Source organism: Streptomyces sp. NPDC048269 (assembly GCF_040652395.1).
In the GTDB taxonomy this organism is placed as follows: domain Bacteria; phylum Actinomycetota; class Actinomycetes; order Streptomycetales; family Streptomycetaceae; genus Streptomyces.
Window position 1 is genome coordinate 1 of the sequence record NZ_JBEZLW010000064.1, and the last position, 16,682, is coordinate 16,682.

Annotated in this window: 16 protein-coding genes, 2 tRNA genes and 2 pseudogenes; 12 read left to right on the top strand and 8 right to left on the bottom strand. The window is 73.1% G+C overall.

Features of this window, described 5'->3' with window-relative positions:
- Nucleotides 1-132 precede the first annotated feature (132 nt).
- Entirely contained in the window at nucleotides 133-1,041 is a 909-nt protein-coding gene (locus AB0D48_RS34480; RefSeq protein WP_362406290.1) for an aldo/keto reductase, read from the bottom strand.
- 65 nt (nucleotides 1,042-1,106) lie between these two features.
- On the opposite strand from AB0D48_RS34480, the gene AB0D48_RS34485 reads away from it, so the two are divergent.
- Nucleotides 1,107-2,102, top strand: coding sequence for a DUF5937 family protein (locus AB0D48_RS34485; RefSeq protein WP_362406293.1), 996 nt, complete (start codon nucleotides 1,107-1,109; stop codon nucleotides 2,100-2,102).
- Nucleotide 2,103: 1 nt separating this feature from the next.
- On the opposite strand, the gene AB0D48_RS34490 is transcribed toward AB0D48_RS34485, so the two are convergent.
- The 3 genes from AB0D48_RS34490 to AB0D48_RS34500 form a co-directional block, all read right to left on the bottom strand.
- The gene (locus tag AB0D48_RS34490; RefSeq protein WP_362406296.1) at nucleotides 2,104-2,490 is read right to left on the bottom strand and encodes a VOC family protein; all 387 of its coding nucleotides are present in this window, start codon (nucleotides 2,488-2,490) and stop codon (nucleotides 2,104-2,106) included.
- Nucleotides 2,491-2,559: 69 nt separating this feature from the next.
- Nucleotides 2,560-4,023, bottom strand: coding sequence for an ankyrin repeat domain-containing protein (locus AB0D48_RS34495; RefSeq protein WP_362406299.1), 1,464 nt, complete (start codon nucleotides 4,021-4,023; stop codon nucleotides 2,560-2,562).
- Between the two features lie 74 nt (nucleotides 4,024-4,097).
- A tRNA-Cys gene (locus tag AB0D48_RS34500) sits at nucleotides 4,098-4,171 on the bottom strand.
- A 93-nt stretch (nucleotides 4,172-4,264) separates the two neighbouring features.
- Here AB0D48_RS34500 and AB0D48_RS34505 point away from each other — a divergent pair.
- From AB0D48_RS34505 to AB0D48_RS34515, 3 genes are read left to right on the top strand one after another with little or no spacing between them, the layout of a single operon-like run.
- A complete protein-coding gene (locus AB0D48_RS34505; RefSeq protein ID WP_362406302.1) occupies nucleotides 4,265-4,639 on the top strand; it encodes a VOC family protein in 375 nt (124 codons plus the stop codon).
- Nucleotides 4,640-4,643: 4 nt separating this feature from the next.
- Entirely contained in the window at nucleotides 4,644-4,985 is a 342-nt protein-coding gene (locus tag AB0D48_RS34510; protein ID WP_362406305.1) for a metalloregulator ArsR/SmtB family transcription factor, read from the top strand.
- Complete coding sequence (locus AB0D48_RS34515) at nucleotides 4,982-5,527, top strand: SRPBCC domain-containing protein (protein WP_362406308.1); 546 nt, start codon at nucleotides 4,982-4,984, stop codon at nucleotides 5,525-5,527. The genes AB0D48_RS34510 and AB0D48_RS34515 overlap by 4 nt, the downstream gene beginning before the upstream one ends.
- Nucleotides 5,528-5,574: 47 nt before the next feature.
- Here AB0D48_RS34515 and AB0D48_RS34520 read toward each other — a convergent pair.
- A tRNA-Met gene (locus AB0D48_RS34520) sits at nucleotides 5,575-5,648 on the bottom strand.
- Nucleotides 5,649-5,754: 106 nt separating this feature from the next.
- Between AB0D48_RS34520 and AB0D48_RS34525 the strand changes: the two genes are divergently transcribed.
- Nucleotides 5,755-6,261, top strand: coding sequence for a GNAT family N-acetyltransferase (locus tag AB0D48_RS34525; RefSeq protein WP_362406311.1), 507 nt, complete (start codon nucleotides 5,755-5,757; stop codon nucleotides 6,259-6,261).
- Here AB0D48_RS34525 and AB0D48_RS34530 read toward each other — a convergent pair.
- A pseudogene (locus AB0D48_RS34530) lies at nucleotides 6,262-6,444 on the bottom strand (DUF4188 domain-containing protein); the annotation flags it as partial.
- A 2-nt stretch (nucleotides 6,445-6,446) separates the two neighbouring features.
- Between AB0D48_RS34530 and AB0D48_RS34535 the strand changes: the two are divergent.
- Together AB0D48_RS34535 and AB0D48_RS34540 are read left to right on the top strand one after the other, a co-directional pair.
- Nucleotides 6,447-6,536: pseudogene (locus tag AB0D48_RS34535) on the top strand (transcriptional regulator); the annotation flags it as partial.
- A gap of 52 nt (nucleotides 6,537-6,588) precedes the next feature.
- Nucleotides 6,589-7,329 carry a class I SAM-dependent methyltransferase gene (locus AB0D48_RS34540; protein ID WP_362406314.1) on the top strand — a complete coding sequence of 247 codons (741 nt, stop codon included), beginning with the start codon at nucleotides 6,589-6,591 and terminating at the stop codon, nucleotides 7,327-7,329.
- A gap of 24 nt (nucleotides 7,330-7,353) precedes the next feature.
- Here the strand turns inward: AB0D48_RS34540 and AB0D48_RS34545 are convergent, their stop codons facing one another.
- Together AB0D48_RS34545 and AB0D48_RS34550 are read right to left on the bottom strand one after the other, a co-directional pair.
- Complete coding sequence (locus AB0D48_RS34545) at nucleotides 7,354-8,463, bottom strand: sulfite oxidase (RefSeq protein WP_362406317.1); 1,110 nt, start codon at nucleotides 8,461-8,463, stop codon at nucleotides 7,354-7,356.
- A gap of 18 nt (nucleotides 8,464-8,481) precedes the next feature.
- Complete coding sequence (locus AB0D48_RS34550; RefSeq protein WP_362406321.1) at nucleotides 8,482-8,997, bottom strand: GNAT family N-acetyltransferase; 516 nt, start codon at nucleotides 8,995-8,997, stop codon at nucleotides 8,482-8,484.
- Between the two features lie 195 nt (nucleotides 8,998-9,192).
- On the opposite strand from AB0D48_RS34550, the gene AB0D48_RS34555 reads away from it, so the two are divergent.
- The 5 genes from AB0D48_RS34555 to AB0D48_RS34575 all read left to right on the top strand — a co-directional run bounded on the left by AB0D48_RS34555 (nucleotide 9,193) and on the right by AB0D48_RS34575 (nucleotide 16,618).
- Nucleotides 9,193-10,644, top strand: coding sequence for an Ig-like domain-containing protein (locus AB0D48_RS34555; protein ID WP_362406324.1), 1,452 nt, complete (start codon nucleotides 9,193-9,195; stop codon nucleotides 10,642-10,644).
- Nucleotides 10,645-10,791: 147 nt separating this feature from the next.
- A complete protein-coding gene (locus tag AB0D48_RS34560; protein ID WP_362406327.1) occupies nucleotides 10,792-12,582 on the top strand; it encodes a GTPase in 1,791 nt (596 codons plus the stop codon).
- A complete protein-coding gene (locus AB0D48_RS34565) occupies nucleotides 12,582-14,672 on the top strand; it encodes a dynamin family protein (RefSeq protein ID WP_362406330.1) in 2,091 nt (696 codons plus the stop codon). The genes AB0D48_RS34560 and AB0D48_RS34565 overlap by 1 nt, the downstream gene beginning before the upstream one ends.
- Nucleotides 14,673-14,729: 57 nt before the next feature.
- On the top strand, nucleotides 14,730-15,521 hold the full coding sequence (locus AB0D48_RS34570; protein WP_362406333.1) for a class I SAM-dependent methyltransferase: 792 nt from the start codon (nucleotides 14,730-14,732) through the stop codon (nucleotides 15,519-15,521).
- Nucleotides 15,522-15,631: 110 nt separating this feature from the next.
- On the top strand, nucleotides 15,632-16,618 hold the full coding sequence (locus tag AB0D48_RS34575; protein ID WP_362406336.1) for an NAD-dependent epimerase/dehydratase family protein: 987 nt from the start codon (nucleotides 15,632-15,634) through the stop codon (nucleotides 16,616-16,618).
- Nucleotides 16,619-16,682: the final 64 nt, after the last annotated feature.

The following is a 16,682-nucleotide window of genomic DNA, read 5'->3' on the forward strand; positions in this document are numbered from 1 at the left end:
TCACCGGCATTCCCCCCGCCCCCCCGATTCGGGTCGACAGGGCCCCCGGCAGTTTTTTGTTCGTGCCGTCACAGGCCGGCCGCCCGGACACGTGTCCGGGCGGCGGCTCTCCCTCTCCCGGCAGACCGGCGGCTAGCGCCCGCTCCTGTGGAGCTCCTCCAGAACGGACAGTTCCGCCTGGGAGAAGCGCAGCGCGCCCGCGGCCACATTGGCGGTCAGGTGATCCGGGTTGCCGGTGCCGGGGATGGTCAGTACGTGCGGCCCGCGGTGCAGCGTCCACGCGATGCGCACCTGTGCCGCGCTCGCCCCGTGCGCCCGCGCCACCGCGAGCACCTCCTCGCTGTCGGGGGCGGTCACGCCCGCCTGCCCTCCGGCGCCCGCGATCGAGTAGAAGGGGACGAACGCGACGCCCAGCTCACCGCAGGTACGCAGGAACTCGTCCTGCTCGGGCCGTACGCCGAGGCCGTAGGGGTTCTGTACGCACACCACGGGCGCGATGGCCCGCGCCTCGGCGAGGTGTTCGGGGGTGACGTTGGAGATGCCCAGGTGGCGGATGAGCCCGGCCTCGCGCAGCCGGGCCAGCGCGCCGAACCGTTCGGCGATCGAATCGGTTCCGACGACGCGCAGGTTCACCACGTCGAGGTGGTCGCGGCCGAGCTGGCGCAGGTTCTCCTCGACCTGGCCGCGCAGTTGCCCGGGGGTGGCGTGGGACGCCCACTCGCCGGACGGGTCCCGGCCCGGCCCGACCTTGGTGGTGATGACGAGGTCGTCCGGGTAGGGGGCCAGGGCCCGGTTGATCAGTTCGTTGGCGGAGCGCAGCGGGGAGAAGTAGAACGCGGCGGTGTCGATGTGGTTCACGCCGAGTTCGACGGCGCGGCGCAGTACGCCGATGGCCCGGCCGCGGTCGCTCGGCTCGGCGTCGGTCCTGAACGCCTCGCCGTGCTGCGGCAGGCGCATCGCACCGAATCCCATCCGGTTGATCTCCAGGTCGCCGAGCTTCCAACTACCCGATGCCGCTGCGGTGATCGTTTCTGAGGTCATGCCGGGATGATGGCCGCGAGGTAGGCTCGCCACCATTGATTCAGCTCCAACCGAATCCTCATGAGGTGGTCGTCCTGCAGGAGTTGGCGTTCTCGGCGAGCGACCTGGCCCAGACGCGGTTCGCCGTCTCGCCGATGTGGGAGGTCGGGACCAGCTTCCGGCTGCTGAGCTCAGGCTCCGCCCATCCCGTGCACCGGGCCTGGGCCGAGCAGGTCCGGCCCAGGCTGGCGGCCGCCGGTCTCGACCGGGGCTGGCTCGCCGAACTGATCCCGCCCTCGGGCTACGTCGCCGACTTCCTCAACCCGGCCCCGGCCGGTCCGTCCCCCACGCTGGCGGGCGAGCTGGCCGGGATCCTGGCCGCCCCCGCCGCCCGGGTCCGCCACGACCTCGACCGCCTGGGCCGCGACCAGGGACGTGAGGGCCCCAGGGCGAGGAGCCTGTACGCCGATCCGGAGGCCCGCCTGCCTCGGGTCGTGGAGGAGATCGAGTCGTACTGGGAGTTGGCGCTCGCCCCTTACTGGGCGCGGATACGGGCGGTGCTCGACGCGGACCTCTTCCATCGAGCCCGGCAGGTCGCCGAGTACGGCACGGGCGGCCTGTTCAAGGACCTGCACCCCTCGTTGAGCTGGGACGCCGACGAACTCCGGCTGATCCGCCGCCGGTGGGCCATGTCCCGCAGGACCGCGGGGGCGGGGCTGTTGCTCATCCCGTCGGCGTTCACCGGACCCGGCGTGCTCACCCGGGTGAGCCTGCCGGAGCCGCCGCAGCTCGCCTACCCGGCGCGTGGCGTCGGCACCCTGTGGGAACCCCGGCCCGTCGCCAGGACCGACGCCGTCGCGGCCGTTCTCGGCCGCTCCAGGACCGTGCTGCTGACCGAACTGGAAAGCCCGGCCTCGACCACCGAGCTGGCGCACCGTACGGGTCTCTCCGCGGCCGGGGTGTCCCAGCACCTCACGGCGCTGCGCGCCGCGGGCCTGGTCACCGCCCACCGGGCCGGGCGCTCGGTGCTCTACGCCCGCACGGCGATCGCGGAGTCCCTCCTCGCAGCCGCTCCGCCGTAGTTCAGGGCGACTCGTCGAGCACGGACAGCACGTTGCCGGCGGGGTCCTTGAACCAGGCGATCGACGGCATGCCTTCCCCCTGCTCCCTGACGATGCCCTTGGCGTCGTGGTCGAAGCCCGGATAGCGCTCGAAGGTCACGCCGAGCGCCGTGAGCTCGTCGACCGTCTTCTCGACATCGGCCACCGGGAAGTTGAGCACGGTGAAGTCCGCCGCCTTGTGGTTGTCCTTGGGGTACAGCAGAACGTTCCCGCCGCCGCCTCCGAGCTGCAGGAAGAGCATGCCGTGCTCCTCCGACACCCGCAGGCCGAGCGTACCGCCGTAGAACTCCTTGGCCTTCTTGATGTCGTCCACCGAGAACCCGCTGAATGCCTTGGTGTCCTGGAACATGATCACTCCTGTCCGTCGCAGGGGACCCTCTCCCATCCTCCCCCCGGCGGCGTCAGCCTGCCTCGGGGCTCAGTGGGCGTCCTGCAGGCGCAGCACGTCCTGCAGGCTCTGTCCGGTCGCGTTGTCACGGACGGCGGGGTCCAGTCCGGCGGCCAGCAGGGCGGCGACCCCAGGGATGTCGCCGTGCCGGGCGCGCTCGAACACTTCCCGCCGGAGGGGTCGCAGGGCGCGCGGCAGCCGCCCCAGCCCCGAGGTCCACGCGCGCTGTACGGCGAAGCAGCCGGAGACGGCGCCGCCGAACGCCAGCATGGCCTGCTCGCGCTGCTGCTCCCGCGCGCTGTGCGGGACGAGCAGTTCCCCGTCGCGGAAGCCGACCACGTGCCACTCGCCCTGGCATCTGACCCGCACCGGTGCGAGGACGGCGGGCGGGCCGGGCGGCCCGCAGGCGGGCCCCGATGCGGGGAAGAGGGCGGCCGCCACCAGGGGGTGGAGCTCTTCCGGCGCGAGGCGCCCGCTGCGGACCAGCTGGAGGTCGGGCAGGCGCCGCCACACGATGCCGGGGAGGGTGGGCACTCCCGTCCTCGCGTTCATCGCTGTGGCGCGGGCGCGGAGGGCGACGTGCGCGCCGGGGTCGGCCCGTTCGATCAGTACGTCGCCGGGGTACACGCCCGGTATCCGGAACCGGTCGGCGACCCCCGCCGCGACCAGGCGCCGTACTTCCCGGACGGTCCGGGGCAGGTCCAGGAGAAGTCCCGCGATGACGGCTTCCGGCTGCTCCGGGCCCCAGCCGGCGTGGGGCGGCAGGGCCGTCAGGTCGAGGTCCACACCCGCGGTCCCGAAGGCGCCCACCACGTCCCCGCGGGCCTGGAGGACGGCGGTCCACTCCTCCCGCGCGGCCGGATCGGCGGAGCCGGGGTCGGTGTCGGGCAGTTCCCGTGGTCCGAGCGGGGTGCCGTCCGCGCGGAAGAACGGGAGCCGTCCCGCGCCGCCCCCGCACCAGGCGCGGAGCTCCGGGGCGTGCCGGGCGTCCCAGAAGTGGCGGGCCGCGGTCCAGTCCTCCACGAGGTGGTCGCGCCGCACCGCGGGGTCGTCGGCGGCCACGAGGTCCAGGACGAGTCGCTGCGGAGCGTCCCACTCCGGGGTGCGGGCCACCAGGTACGAAGCCGGTGCGTCCGCCCGGAACCTGCGCCTGCCGCCGCCGCCGTGGCGGGCGAGGAGGACCACCCGGCGCGGAGACAACATCGTGCCCGCCGCGAGCGCCCGGGGCAGGTGCCAGCGCAGCAGGTCGGGCGCCAGGTGTGCGAGGTCGCCCGCGACCGCGTCCCGTACGGCGGCGCCGTGCCGCTCCCCGATCTGCGCCAGGTCCAGGGCGACGTCCACGGCCGCGACCGCGCAGGCCGCGCGCCAGTCACCGGCCAGCCGGGCCTCGGTCGCGCCCTCGATCATCCAGCGCGGCACGGCGAAGCGCCGTACCCGGTGCCACAGAGTGACCTCCTCGACGGGGAGCCCGCCCACCAGCGGTTTTCTGCTCACGGGTCATCACCATCCGGGGTGGGAGTGGGGCGGAAGTGGGGCGGGAGGTGCGGGAGTGGGGCGCGGGAGGGTGACGGGACCGGTCGGATTCGAACCGACGTCCTCCGGCTGTGCAGGCCAGGTGCGACGACCTCTGCGCTACGGCCCCGCCGCGGTGATCATAACGATCGGCGGCATCGCTCGATAGGTAGGAAATTCCCTACGTTTGACGCGTAGGGAATTTCCTACCTATCGTGAGGGCATGAACATCACGCACGCCTCCTTCGTCACGCTCCCCGTCGCCGACCAGGACCGGGCCCTCGCCTTCTACACCGGAGTCCTCGGCTTCGAGGTCCGCGCGGACCGCCAGGTCGGTCCCATGCGCTGGCTCCAGGTCGCACCCCGGGGCGCACAGACCGTCTTCACGCTCTCCGGCCCGGGAATGGGCGATTTCACGCCCGGCTCGGCCAGGGGGATCATGTTGGTCACGGCCGATGTCGACGCCGACTGCGCGCGGCTCGCGGCGGCCGGTGTCGAGGTGACCGGTCCGGACGACGCTCCCTGGGGGCGGATGGCCGGCTTCCGCGACCTCGACGGCAACGGCCTGATGCTGCTCACGGAGAAGGAAGGCTTGTAGCCCCATGGTCACGACGGGTGCCGACGAGGACCGTGTGTTCGCCGCGCTCGCCAACGGCACCCGTCGTGAAGTGCTGCGCCTGCTGCGCGAGCGCGGCCCGCAGCCCGTCCAGTCCCTCGCCGACCACTTCGACATGCGCCGTCCCAGCCTCTCGGAGCACCTGAAGGTGCTGAGGGACGCCGGGCTCGTCACGGAGGAACGGGCGGGACGTCAGCGCATCTACCGCCTCGAGGCGACGCCGCTGGCCGATGTGCAGGACTGGCTGCATCCGTACGAGCGGTTCTGGCGGGACCGCTTCAAGGACCTCGGTGAACTGCTGGACCGGCTGCCCGACGATGAGACATGACCTCAGCCTCCGGCCACGACCACGACCACGACCGCGACCACGACCACGGACACGGCCACGACGAAGACCGCGACCGCGAGGATGACCACGACCGCGACCGCGACGACGACCTCACCACGGTCCGGGTCGACCAGTTCCTGCCGCACCCGCCGGCCAAGGTATGGCGCGCCCTCACCGAGCCCGAGCTGATCGCCCAGTGGCTCATGCCGTCCGACTTCCGCCTGGAAGTCGGACACCGCTACACGATGACCTCGGTGCCGCGCCCGAACACGGGCTACTCCGGTACGACGGCGGCCGAGGTCCTCGCGTACGAGACCGAGCGGATGCTCTCGGTCCGATGGACCGACGCCTCCGCCGCCAGCACGGCCGACTGGACCCTCACATGGACGCTCGAACCGGAGGGCCGCGGCACCAGGCTCTTCCTCGTCCACGAGGGCTTCGACCCGGACGACCCCGCGCAGATGACGGCCCGCAAGATCATGGGCGGCGGCTGGCGCGGCTACGTCATGGACGCCCTGAACGCCGTCCTGGACCGGCTGTGAATGGCGAAGGGCCCGGATCCGTGAGGATCCGGGCCCTTCGCCATCAGTAGCGGGGACAGGATTTGAACCTGCGACCTCTGGGTTATGAGCCCAGCGAGCTACCGAGCTGCTCCACCCCGCGTCGGTAGACCTCACCCTACGGCACTGCGGGGCCGCCGCCGACCACCTCCGGCACGGAGCGGCCCGAATCGGATGGCGCCGTCCCGCCGGGCCGGGACAATGCGTCCATGCGCATACGAGCAGCACGGCTCACCGAACTGCCCCTCCTCCAGGACATCGAGAGGGCGGCCGGGCGGTGCTTCCGGGACATCGGCATGCCGGAGATCGCCGACGACGAGCCGCTCCCGCTCGACGAGCTCGCCCGCTACCAGCGTGCCGGACTGGCCTGGGTCGCGGTCGACGACGCCGACGCCCCCGTCGCGTACCTGATCGCCGACCGCGTCGACGGCGGCCTCCACGTCGAGCAGGTGTCGGTGCACCCGGACAGCGCCCGCCGCGGTGTGGGCCGGTCCCTGCTGGAGCACACGGCGGACCTGGCTGCGCGCGACGGCCTGCCCGCGCTGACCCTCACCACCTTCACCGATGTCCCGTGGAACGCCCCGTACTACGAACGCTGCGGCTTCCGGCTGCTGGACGAGGACGGGCTCACGCCCGGTCTGCGGGAGATCCGCGAACAGGAGGCGCGGCACGGCCTGGACCGGTGGCCCAGGGTCTGCATGAGCCGGGCCCTGTGATCAGGGCTCACGGCGACGGCTGCGGTGGGTGGAGCGGTCCGCGGCGCGCCGGCCGCGGGCCTCGACCGGGAGCGCGCCGGTCGCCGCCGCCAGCCCGTACGGGGGCATGTCGAAGTAGATCGACTCGTACGAGCCCTCGGGCGCGATGTACGACTCGTGCCACAGCCCGACGTGCCGGCCAGTTCGCGGCGGCCATCCTCTTCGAGCCCGTGCTCAAGACACTGCACCGGCTGGCCCAGGAGGAGGAGTCCGCGCGACGGTACGGACTTTCGTGAAGCGACGAAAAAAGCGATTGCGGCCGTCGCGCGCGGCTGACAGCATGCCGCGGTGAATCGCGAAATGATCTCTCTTCTGGCCCATACCCGCCACCCCATCGCCGCACCGCTGTCGGACCGCACGGTGCACGGTCTGCTGGAGCGCGGCCTGCCGCGCGGTGACGAACGGGTCCTCGACCTCGGCTGCGGCGGCGGTGAATGGCTGCTGCGCTGCCTGGAGATGCACGAGGGTGTCCACGCCCATGGTGTCGACATCTCGGAGCCTGCCCTCGACCGCGCCCGGTCCGCCGCAGACCGGCTCGCCGTCGGGGACCGCCTGACGCTCCATCAGGTACCGGCCGCCGAGTACGTCTCCACGGACCCCTTCGACCTCGTCCTGAGCGTCGGCGCCGCCCACGCCTTCGACGGCCTGCTGCCCACCCTGGAAGCCGCCGGCAAGCACCTCGCCCCCGGCGGGCACATACTGATCGGCGACGGCTACTGGCAGCAGGAGCCCTCCGCCGGAGCGGTGGAGATGCTCGGCGACTTCGCCGACCTGGCGACCACCCTGGACAACGTCACCGCGGCCGGCTGGACGCCGGTCTTCGCCCACGTCAGCAGCCGCGAGGAGCTCGACGCCTACGAGTGGTCCTGGACCGGCTCACTGGCCGCCTGGGCGCTGGACCACCCCGAGGATCCCGCCGCCCGCGAAGCCCTTGCCACGTCCGCGGACCACCGGCGGGAATGGCTGAACGTCTACCGGGAGCCGTGGGGATTCCTCACGCTGCTGCTCCGGGCGAACCCGACCCGCTGAGCACCCGCCCCGCCGGCGGGGCGGTCAGCGGCACAGGACGGGGACCTGCTGGACGAGGTTGTTGCCGAAGCCGCCGCGGTTCCAGGGCTGTTCCAGGGGCTGGGTACGGCCCTCGGCGTCCGTGGCGCGGGCGATGAGGGTGTGGCTGCCGGGCGTGGCGGTCCAGGTGCCGTGCCAGGCCTGCCACGCCCACCGGTGCGCGCCCGGCGGCGTCAGATCGGTCCCGCTCCAGGTGTCCCCGCCGTCAGCGCTCACCTCCACCCGGACCACCGGCCCGTACCCCGACCAGGCACGCCCCTCCAGCCGTACGGGCCCGGCGGACACGACGCGGACCCGCGACATGAAGTCCGGGAACCCCGGCGGGACCATCAGGGCGCGCGGCGCGATCCGGGTCACCGGTTCGCCGGGGTCGTCCGGATCCTGCCGGTAGCGGTACGCCACTGCCTGCTGGAATCCCGTGAACGGGGCGTCGACCAGGGTGATCTCCCGGAGCCACTTCACGTGCGCCATCCCGTACCAGCCGGGGACGACCAGGCGCAGGGGGTACCCGTGCTGCGGCGGCAGCGGCCGGCCGTTCATGGCGTAGGCGATCAGCACCTCCGGATCGTCCCCGGTGGCGACCGGCAGCGGCAGGCTGCGCTGGTAGTCCTGCTCGACGCCGCGCTCCACGCCGTGGTCGGCACCGGTGAAGACGGCTTCGACGGCGTCCCGCTCCACACCGGCCTCGGCGAGGACGGCCCGGAGCGGCACGCCCGTCCAGTCGGCGGTACCCACCGCCTCGACCAGCCAGGGCTGGCTGACCGGGCGCGGGGCCAGCCTGGCCCGGCCGTTGCCCGCGCACTCCATGGTGACCCGCCGGGTGACGGCGGGGAGCGTGCCGAGCGAGGCCGGGGTCAGGGTCAGCGGCGTGCGGACCCGGCCGCCGACCGAAAGGTGCCAGCCGTCGGCGTCCGCGGCGGGGATGTCGTAGTGGACCAGCACGTAGTGCAGGCCCGCCGGGCTGACCTCGTAGCGCAGGGCCTCCAGCGGCAGGCCGTGGTTGCGGGCCGCGAGCGCCAGCTCCTCGTGACTGAGGCCCTCACCGGGGTCCGCCACCCGGCCCGGCGTGCTGACATCGTTCAGGGACGCCTCCATGCCCCCATGGTCCCGCTCCTACACGTTCCGTACAAAGCGGAGGCCCGGGCGGCCGTCCACCTCCGTCTCGCCTGCCGGGGTGAACCCCGTACGGGCCAGGACGGCGCGCGAGCCGGCGTTGTCGAGCGTGGTGACGGCCGTCAGCGTGGTCAGGCCGTACTCCGCACCGGCCAGGGCGCAGACCTCGTGGACGGCCGAGGTGGCCACTCCCCGGCCGGCGGCCCGCTCGGCGATCCGGTAGCCGATCTCGGCGGAGCCGTCCGCCAGGTCGACCAGGTTGACGCGTCCCAGTACCTCGCCGCCGGCGCCCACGAGGACGTGGAACAGGCACACCCCCGTGGCCTGCTCGGCCAGCAGCGCACGGTGGCGCTCCTCGAAGCCGGTGAAGTACCGGTCGCCCCGGTCGGGCACCGACGCGGCGAAGTAGGCCCGGTTCTCACGCTCGAAGGCGAGCAGGGCCTCGGCGTGGTCGGGACGCAGGAGCTGGAGCCTGAACGGGAGCGGGAGCCGGATCTGGTCGTGAGGAGAGGACATGCCGGGATGCTACGCAAGGCTCCCGGACGCCCTCCCGGACGCCGCCCTGACCGGGGTCGGACCCGAAGTGTGCTCCGTACGAGTTCTCTTGGGGTGCCCGTTCGGCCGCAGAGCCGAGTTCATGATCATCATTTTGGCTCTCGATCGTTTTGATGCTGCCATCGGCCGTGTGAGATCTGGGAGGGCTGTGTGGCTATGTCACAGACGCGAGGAAAGCAACCGACCAAGGCGTGGGGCGTGGTGGCCGCCGTGACGGGGGCCATGCTGGTGGTCGCCGCGGCGCCGGGCCGGGCGCACGACGCGGACACCGCGGAATCCACGGCGGGCAGCCGGCCGAAGGACGCGGCGGTCACCCTGCTGGTCGGCCGGGCGGTGGACGAGGGCGTCGCGGCGGGAGCGGGACGGTGCGCCGTCCACACCTTCCGGCCGGGCCTGTGCGGCGGCTGGCGGGAGCAGCGCGTGCAGGCCACCTCCCGCGGTACGGGGTCCCTCCTGCGGATGCCGGCCCTCGGTGACGCGGCCCGCGCGGCCCGGGCGGACGCGCTGCCCACGGACGCCGACGCCCCGCTGGAGATCGCCCTCGCGGACCCGGGACGGCTCACCGACGTGACCGTGACCGACGGGCACGGCCGCCATCTGGCCGGCGAGGTGGGCGCGGCCGGCGGGTACTGGACGAACACCGAGCCGCTGCGGGCGGGGGAGACGTACACCGTGCAGGTCGGTGCCCAGGACGCGGCCGGCACACCGGTCGGGGTGACCATGGTGTTCCGTACCGCGCCGCCCGCGGACGGTGGCCGCCTCACGGCCGGGTTCGGGCCCCGCCCCGGTACGTACGGCGCGGGGGAGATCGTCACGGCGGACCTCAGCCGGCCGGTGCCCGCCGACGACCCGCTGGCCCGGGCCCGGGTCGAGCAGGCGCTTCAGGTGACCTCGGAGCCCCACGTCGAGGGTGCCTGGCACTGGGTCGACGAATCGACCCTGCACTACCGGCCGCGTACGTACTGGCCCGCCCACACCGTGGTCCGCGTGCGCAGCGGTCTCGACGGGGTCGAGGTCGGCGACCTCGGCTACGGCGGCCCCTCCGAGCCGCTGGAGTTCACCGTCGGGGACCGGATCGAAGCCGTGACCGACTCCGCCGCCCACGAGATGACCGTACGCCGCAACGGACGGATCATCAGGACGATCCCGGTCACCACCGGAAAGGAGGGGTTCAGGACGCGCGCCGGCATCAAGGTGGTGCTCCGCAAGGAACCCAAGGTCCGGATGCGCGGGGACACCGTCGGCATCAAGCGCGGCACCAAGGAGTTCTACGACCTGCCCGTGCTCTACGCGACGCGCGTGACGTGGAGCGGCGAGTACATCCACGCCGCGCCCTGGTCCGTCGAGGCGCAGGGAGAGGAGAACGTCAGCCACGGCTGTACGGGCATGAGCACCGAGGACGCCGCGTGGTTCTTCGACACGGTGCGCGAGGGGGACATCGTCGAAGTGGTCAACAGCGGCGGCCCGAAGATGGCTCCCTTCGACAACGGTTTCGGCGACTGGAACCTGGACTGGCGGACCTGGCTGGAGGGCAGCGCCCTGGCCACCGGCGAGGCGCGGCCGCAGGGTTCACCGCTCTCCCCGTCCCGCCTGCATCCGACCACCTGACCAGGTGACCGCCCGACCACCGGCCCCCCGAGAACCCCGTGCCGCTCCCCTGAGCGGCACGGGAACCCCGAATCGGCGGCGCCGGATGCCGTCCGTTGGCATCATGGTCGCGCCGGGTCGGTGTGGACGGGGTGGGGTGGCGGCGCCGTGGGCGGTACGGGGATGCACGCGCGGGATCTACCGCAGGGTGAACTGGCGGAACAGGTGGCCCTGCTCGCGGACCGGGCGGGGGCGGATTCGGCGGCTTCGCTGATCCGCCGCGCCGCCCGCCGTGCGGAGTCACCACTGGCCCGCATCTGCGTCATCGGCGGCAGCAACGTCGGCAAGTCACGCCTCGTCAACGAACTGATCGGCACGGACTGCCTGCCGGTGTCCGTCCACCCGACGAACGGGCCGCCCGTCGTCGTACGCCCGACCGGCGCCGCCGGCCCCGAGGAGGCCGACCCGGACGCGGCCGGCCCCGGAGACGCCGCACCGGCGGAGTTCCGTACCGTACGCCTCCAGGTGCCGGCCGATTCCTGGCCCGCCCGGGCGGGCGTGGAACTCGTTGACACGCCCGGCTGGGAGGGCTGGTCCGGCGTACGGCAGCCCGACAGCGCAGCCCTCGCCAGGATCGTGGCCGACTGCGACGTGGTGGTCGTGGTCACCGAGGCGCGCCGGGCGATGCTCGCCACCGAACAGGCCCGGATCAAGGCGCTGGCCGCCGCCCCGCACACCCCGCCGCTCGCGATCGTCGTCACCAAGCTCTCCGAGGTCGAGGACGAGGCCGCCGACATCCTGCGGCGGGTCAACCACCTCGCGGGGAGGCTGGCCCCCGAAGCGCTGGTACTGCCCGGACCGGCACGCCCGCCCGGCACTTCCGGCACGCCCGGCACGTCCGGCACGGCACCCGGGGCCGAGGGGGTCCGGGACGGGATCGACCAGCTGCGCTCGGCACTCGCGCGGCTGGCCGGCGTCCGACTGCGCCGCGCGATGCGGACGATCCGCCGCCTGTACCTGCTCGCGGCCACCTGCGACCTGGTGGCGGAGGCCGCCGGCCGGGCGCTGGCGGACGCGCACTGGACCGACCCGGTCAGGGCCCGCGCCGCGCAGATCTGGCACACGGCGCACGAGAGCGCGCGGTTCCACTGGATCGTGCTCAGCGCCGACGTGGGGGAGTGGCGGGCCGCGCTCGTGACGGCGATCGCCGCGGAGGCGCGCAGGCGCCGCGCCGCCGCGGCGCGCGAACTCGCCGCACGCTTCTCCCAGATGCTGGAAACCCCCGAGGAACAGCACTTCATACGGCTGCACGCGATCCCGTACACCGCGGAGGCCCTCCAGCACTTCGAATCGTGGATCACCGTGACCGTCGACCGGGTGCTCGAACAGGACACCGGCCGGCTGCGCGACGTCCTGCTGCGCAACCGGCCCGGCGAGGAGCTGTTCCGGGGCCTGGCCGCCCCGAGCGCCCAGCGGGTCGTGCCGACGGCGGCGCTGCCCGGGGTCGCGGACACGGCGGCGGCAGCGGAGTCGCAGAACGCGACCGGCTGGGACGCCTCCTGGCTGCCGGAGTTCGTGGGCACCGCCATCGAGAGCGTGCTGACTCCCGTCTCCACCGAGGTCGTCGCGCAGATCGCCGGAGCGGCCGGCACGGCACTGGTGACGGAGGCGCTCGAACACGGGCAGGCGGAGCGGCGCGAGCGCACCATCGACGACCTGGAACGGATCGTCGAGGCGGCCTTCACCGAACAAGTGGCCCGTACGGACGCACGGATCGGCCAGGTGTACGAGCGCCTGCTGAGCCAGGCCCGGGACCGCGACGAACAGTGGTGGCGGTTGCACACGACGGCGGTCGCCGCCCAGCCCGACTCGATCGGACACTGGCGTTCACTGCAGAGCACGGCACGGTCGCTGCGCCGGTCCGTGCACGCACATCTCTCCCCCCTGGAAGGGGCCTGATGGACCACGAGACGGACCACGAGAGCAGGCAGTCCTCGTCCGCCCGGGAATCGCCGGCCACGCACTTCCGCGGCTGGAGCGACAACATAGGCACGCTGCGCTCGTACTACCAGCAACTGCAGCAAGTGGCCGACGAGGCGGCGGAGGTCGTCGCCCCGCCCGGCGAGCAGGGCGGAGCGCAGGCGCTGGGGCTGGGCATCAACGGGGCGGTCTTCGAGCGCGAGACCTTCCGGATCATGGTCCTCGGCGAGTTCAGCAGCGGCAAGAGCACACTGATCAACGCCTTGCTGGGGAAGAAGCTGCTGCCCACCAAGGCCAATCCGGCCACCGCGTTCACCACGGTCCTGCGCTGGGGCGAGGCCGAGCGGGCGTGGCTGTACCGGGACGCGGAGCGGCGGGGCGGCGAGACGGCCGTCACGACGGAGGAGTTCAAACGAGAGGTCTCCCTCCAGATCGACGCGCACGGAGCGCCGCGGGCCCCCTCGTTCGCGCTGGCCGTCGTCGAGCAGCCGCTGGAGCTGCTGCGCCGGTCCGTGGAGATCGTCGACTCGGCGGGCATCAACGAGAGCCCGGACCGCGAGCTGGTGACCTTGCGGTACTTGGAGGAGGTCGACGCCGTCGTCTTCGTCACCGACGCGGGACGGCCCTTCACCCTCCACGAGACCGAGAACTACCTCGAACACGTCAAGAAGCTCGGCCACCGCGACATCTTCTTCGTGGTCAACCAGTTCGACCGCATCGAGGAGGAGGAACGGGCGGAGGTGATGAGCCGCTGCCGCAACGCGGTGGCCGAGCTCAGCGGAGGTACCGGCTCGCCCGCCACCTCCAACGTGTTCTTCGTCAGCGCGCTCCAGGCCCTGAAGTCCCGGATCGGCGGGGACGAGGACGGGCTGCGGGACTCGGGGATCGGTCAGCTGGAGGCCGCCCTGGAGGTCTTCTGCATGCGGGACGCGGCCCGGGTGAAGTTCGTCCGGCTCGCCGAGTTCCTGCGGCACAACGCCGTGAACCTGCGCCTGCGGCTGCACGACGAGGGCGCGATCCTGATGAGGTCCACGGCGGAACTGCGCGAGCTGCTCGACCGGAGCCAGGCCACCCAGGACCAGCTGCGCGCCAGCGCCAGTGCGATCCGGGACATCGTCAACGGCAGGATCCTCGACGTCGAGGGCGAGCTGCAGCTGAAGTTCGCCGCGTTCCTGGCGAAACTCAGCGGCGAGATCCCGGACTGGCACATCGCGCGCCGCGGGCGCGTCAGGCGGGCCCGCATGGCCCTCACCCGGGGCGGCCGCGTGGCCATCCAGCACGAGCTCATGGACGCGTACACGGCCCAACTCCAGCGCCGGATGCAGATCTTCTGCTCCCAGATCCTCGACAAGCTCATCCAGTCGCGGCAGGAGGACTTACTGCGCCAGATCGAACCGCTGATCCGCGCACACGCCGACCTCCTGGACGAACTCCGCACCGAACTCACCGGCACCCGGTCCGTCCGCGACCAGAACCACCTCCTCTACACCCTCGCCATCGCCGCGGGGAAGGGCGACGGCCGCAGCGGCCGGCGCAATCGCGAGGACGTACCGCTCCTCTTCCGCCCCAGCTCGCTCATGGCCATCGGCGCGAGCACCGGCGCCGCGCTCGCCGGCGGTACGGCCGCGGCCGCCACCGCCGGGCTGATCAGCCTCGGGCTGGCCATGCCCCCGGTGGGCATCGCGGTGGCCATCGGCGCGGCCATCGGACCGCTCATGGCGACGGGCGCGGTCATTTTCGCCGACGGCAAGGTGCACTCGCGGGTGGCCCAGGAGTTCTCCGACCACGTGAAGGAGTCGGCGAATCCGGCCGCGCGCCAGTACGCCGACAGCCGGGCCGCCGATCTGCGCGCCGTGTGGGGCGGGATCAGCGAGACCCTGCACGGCCAGTTGCAGGACCTCATCGGCATAGTGCAGCGCAACATCGTGGAGAACCGGGAGGACGCGCAGGCCAAGTCGGGCAAGCGGGACCGGCTGTACACGCACGAGCAGCGGATCACCGAGGTGGAGCAGCTCATCGGGGGCTTCCTCCAGCCGTTCGTGTCGGAGACGGAGCGCGGGCAGGCGTAGGCGCGGAGGGCGGCGTGGCAGGTGGAGATGGGGCGGTGGCGGGCCGATAGTGAGGCTGTGAGCGACGCGTCGGAGGAAGCCGGGCGACCCGGTGTCGGAGAGGGTGCCGCCTGGTCCGGCCGCGAGGGCGCGCAGGCCTTCGCGGCGGTGGAGGCGGCCACGGACTGGCTCCTCGGATATCCGTTCGTCTTCCGGGCCCTGTCCCGCCGGCTCCGCGCCGACCAGGTCCTGGTGGACTACGGATGCGGGCCCGGGCAGGTGGCCGACCAGGCGGTCCGGCGGCTGGGGGCGCGGGTGGTGGGGGTGGACACCTCGCCCGAGATGCTGGCGCTGGCGCGCGGTGCGGGCACGGCCGTGGCGGAGTACCACCTCGTCGAGAACGGGCGGGCGACGGGCCTGCCGGACGGCTGCGCCGACGCCGTGATGTGCAATCACGTACTCGCCTCGCTGCCGACGGAGGACGCGGTGCTCGCGGTGTTCACCGAGGTCCACCGGCTGCTGCGGCCCGGCGCCCCGTTCGTGCTGCTCGCCACCGATCCCGACTGCGGCGGCATGGACTACGCCTCGTTGCGCATCGGCGCGGCGGGTGGGGTGTACCGGCCGGGCGAGCCGCTCACCGGACGGCTCCGGCGCACGGACGGCTCCTGGCAGGAGGTCCGCAACCATGCGTGGCCCGTCGCCGTCATCCCCGCACTGCTGGAGCGCACCGGCTTCCGGGACGTGGCCCAGCACCGCCCCTCGGTGGACGAGGCCGCCACCCTCGCGGACCCGGAACTCGTGAACAGCCGCACGTGGGAGGCGGAGCGGGCCAGACCACCGCTGGTGATCACCACGGCGTCGGCGGCCTGACCGCTCGCCGTTCCCTCCTGGCTTCTCCCGGCTCCCGGCTCCCGGCTCTCCGCTCTCCGCTCTCCGCGAAGAGGCGGGCGGCTGCCCGCGGGCCGTGGTTCGGTGGACCAATGGAGATCTTGATACTGGGCGGGACGGCATGGCTGGGCCGCGAGGTCACGCGGCAGGCACTGGCACGCGGACACCAGGTGACCTGCCTGGCCCGCGGGGAGAGCGGCGACGTCGCCGAGGGCGCGAGGCTGGTCACCGCCGACCGGCGCGACCCGTCGGCGTACGAAAGCCTGGCGGGCCGTGACTGGGACGCAGTGATCGAAGTGTCCTGGCAGCCCGGCTTCGTCCGCGGGGCGCTCGCGGCGCTCGGCGCGCGGGCGAACCACTGGTCGTACGTCTCATCGGTCAGCGCGTACGCCTCCCACGCGGACCCCGGCGCGGACGAGTCGGCCGGACTGCTGCCGGCGGCCGAGCGCGACGAGGTCGGCCGCGAGCTGTACGGCGAGGCCAAGACGGCCTGCGAGGAAGCCTCCACGGCCGCGGTGGGCGACCGGCTGCTCATCGCGCGGGCCGGACTGATCGGCGGGCCCGGTGACCACAGCGGTCGCACCGGGTACTGGGTCGGCCGTGCGGCCCGCGAGCCGCTGGCCCCGCTGCTGGTGCCCGACACCCCGGACGTGCCGACGCAGGCCGTCGACGTACGCGACCTCGCAGCCTGGCTGCTCGACTGCGCGGAGAAGAGGACGACCGGCACGTACGACGCGGTCGGCCCGGTCGTGCCCTTCGGGGAGTGGGTCGCACTGTCGCGGCAGATCGGCGGGCACACCGGACCGGTGGTGGAGGCGGCCACCGAGTGGCTGCTCGGGCAGCAGGTGGGCCAGTTCATGGGTGAGGAGTCGCTGGCCATGTGGATGACCGACCCGCAATGGGCCGGCTTCAGCGCGCGCACCGGCGCCGCGGCGCTCGCGGCCGGCCTGCGCCACCGCCCCCGTGCGGAGCTCCTGGCCGACACCCTGCGCTGGGAGCGGGAGGCGGGCCTGGACCGACCGCGCCGGGCCGGCCTGAGCGCCGCCCGCGAGCGCGAACTCCTCGCCGCGCTGCGCTAGGCGGCCCAAGCCCTGGCGTCAACGTAACGCGGGTCCGGCGGGACTGTGACGACGGGTGACCGGA

Bases quoted from the DNA above. Each gene is read 5' to 3' on its own strand.
- AB0D48_RS34480 (WP_362406290.1), bottom strand. From the start codon at position 1,041: ATGACCTCAGAAACGATCACCGCAGCGGCATCGGGTAGTTGGAAGCTC.
- AB0D48_RS34490 (WP_362406296.1), bottom strand. From the start codon at position 2,490: ATGTTCCAGGACACCAAGGCATTCAGCGGGTTCTCGGTGGACGACATC.
- AB0D48_RS34505 (WP_362406302.1), top strand. From the start codon at position 4,265: ATGAACATCACGCACGCCTCCTTCGTCACGCTCCCCGTCGCCGACCAG.
- AB0D48_RS34510 (WP_362406305.1), top strand. From the start codon at position 4,644: ATGGTCACGACGGGTGCCGACGAGGACCGTGTGTTCGCCGCGCTCGCC.
- AB0D48_RS34515 (WP_362406308.1), top strand. From the start codon at position 4,982: ATGACCTCAGCCTCCGGCCACGACCACGACCACGACCGCGACCACGAC.
- AB0D48_RS34525 (WP_362406311.1), top strand. From the start codon at position 5,755: ATGCGCATACGAGCAGCACGGCTCACCGAACTGCCCCTCCTCCAGGAC.
- AB0D48_RS34545 (WP_362406317.1), bottom strand. From the start codon at position 8,463: ATGGAGGCGTCCCTGAACGATGTCAGCACGCCGGGCCGGGTGGCGGAC.
- AB0D48_RS34550 (WP_362406321.1), bottom strand. From the start codon at position 8,997: ATGTCCTCTCCTCACGACCAGATCCGGCTCCCGCTCCCGTTCAGGCTC.
- AB0D48_RS34555 (WP_362406324.1), top strand. From the start codon at position 9,193: ATGTCACAGACGCGAGGAAAGCAACCGACCAAGGCGTGGGGCGTGGTG.
- AB0D48_RS34565 (WP_362406330.1), top strand. From the start codon at position 12,582: ATGGACCACGAGACGGACCACGAGAGCAGGCAGTCCTCGTCCGCCCGG.
- AB0D48_RS34575 (WP_362406336.1), top strand. From the start codon at position 15,632: ATGGAGATCTTGATACTGGGCGGGACGGCATGGCTGGGCCGCGAGGTC.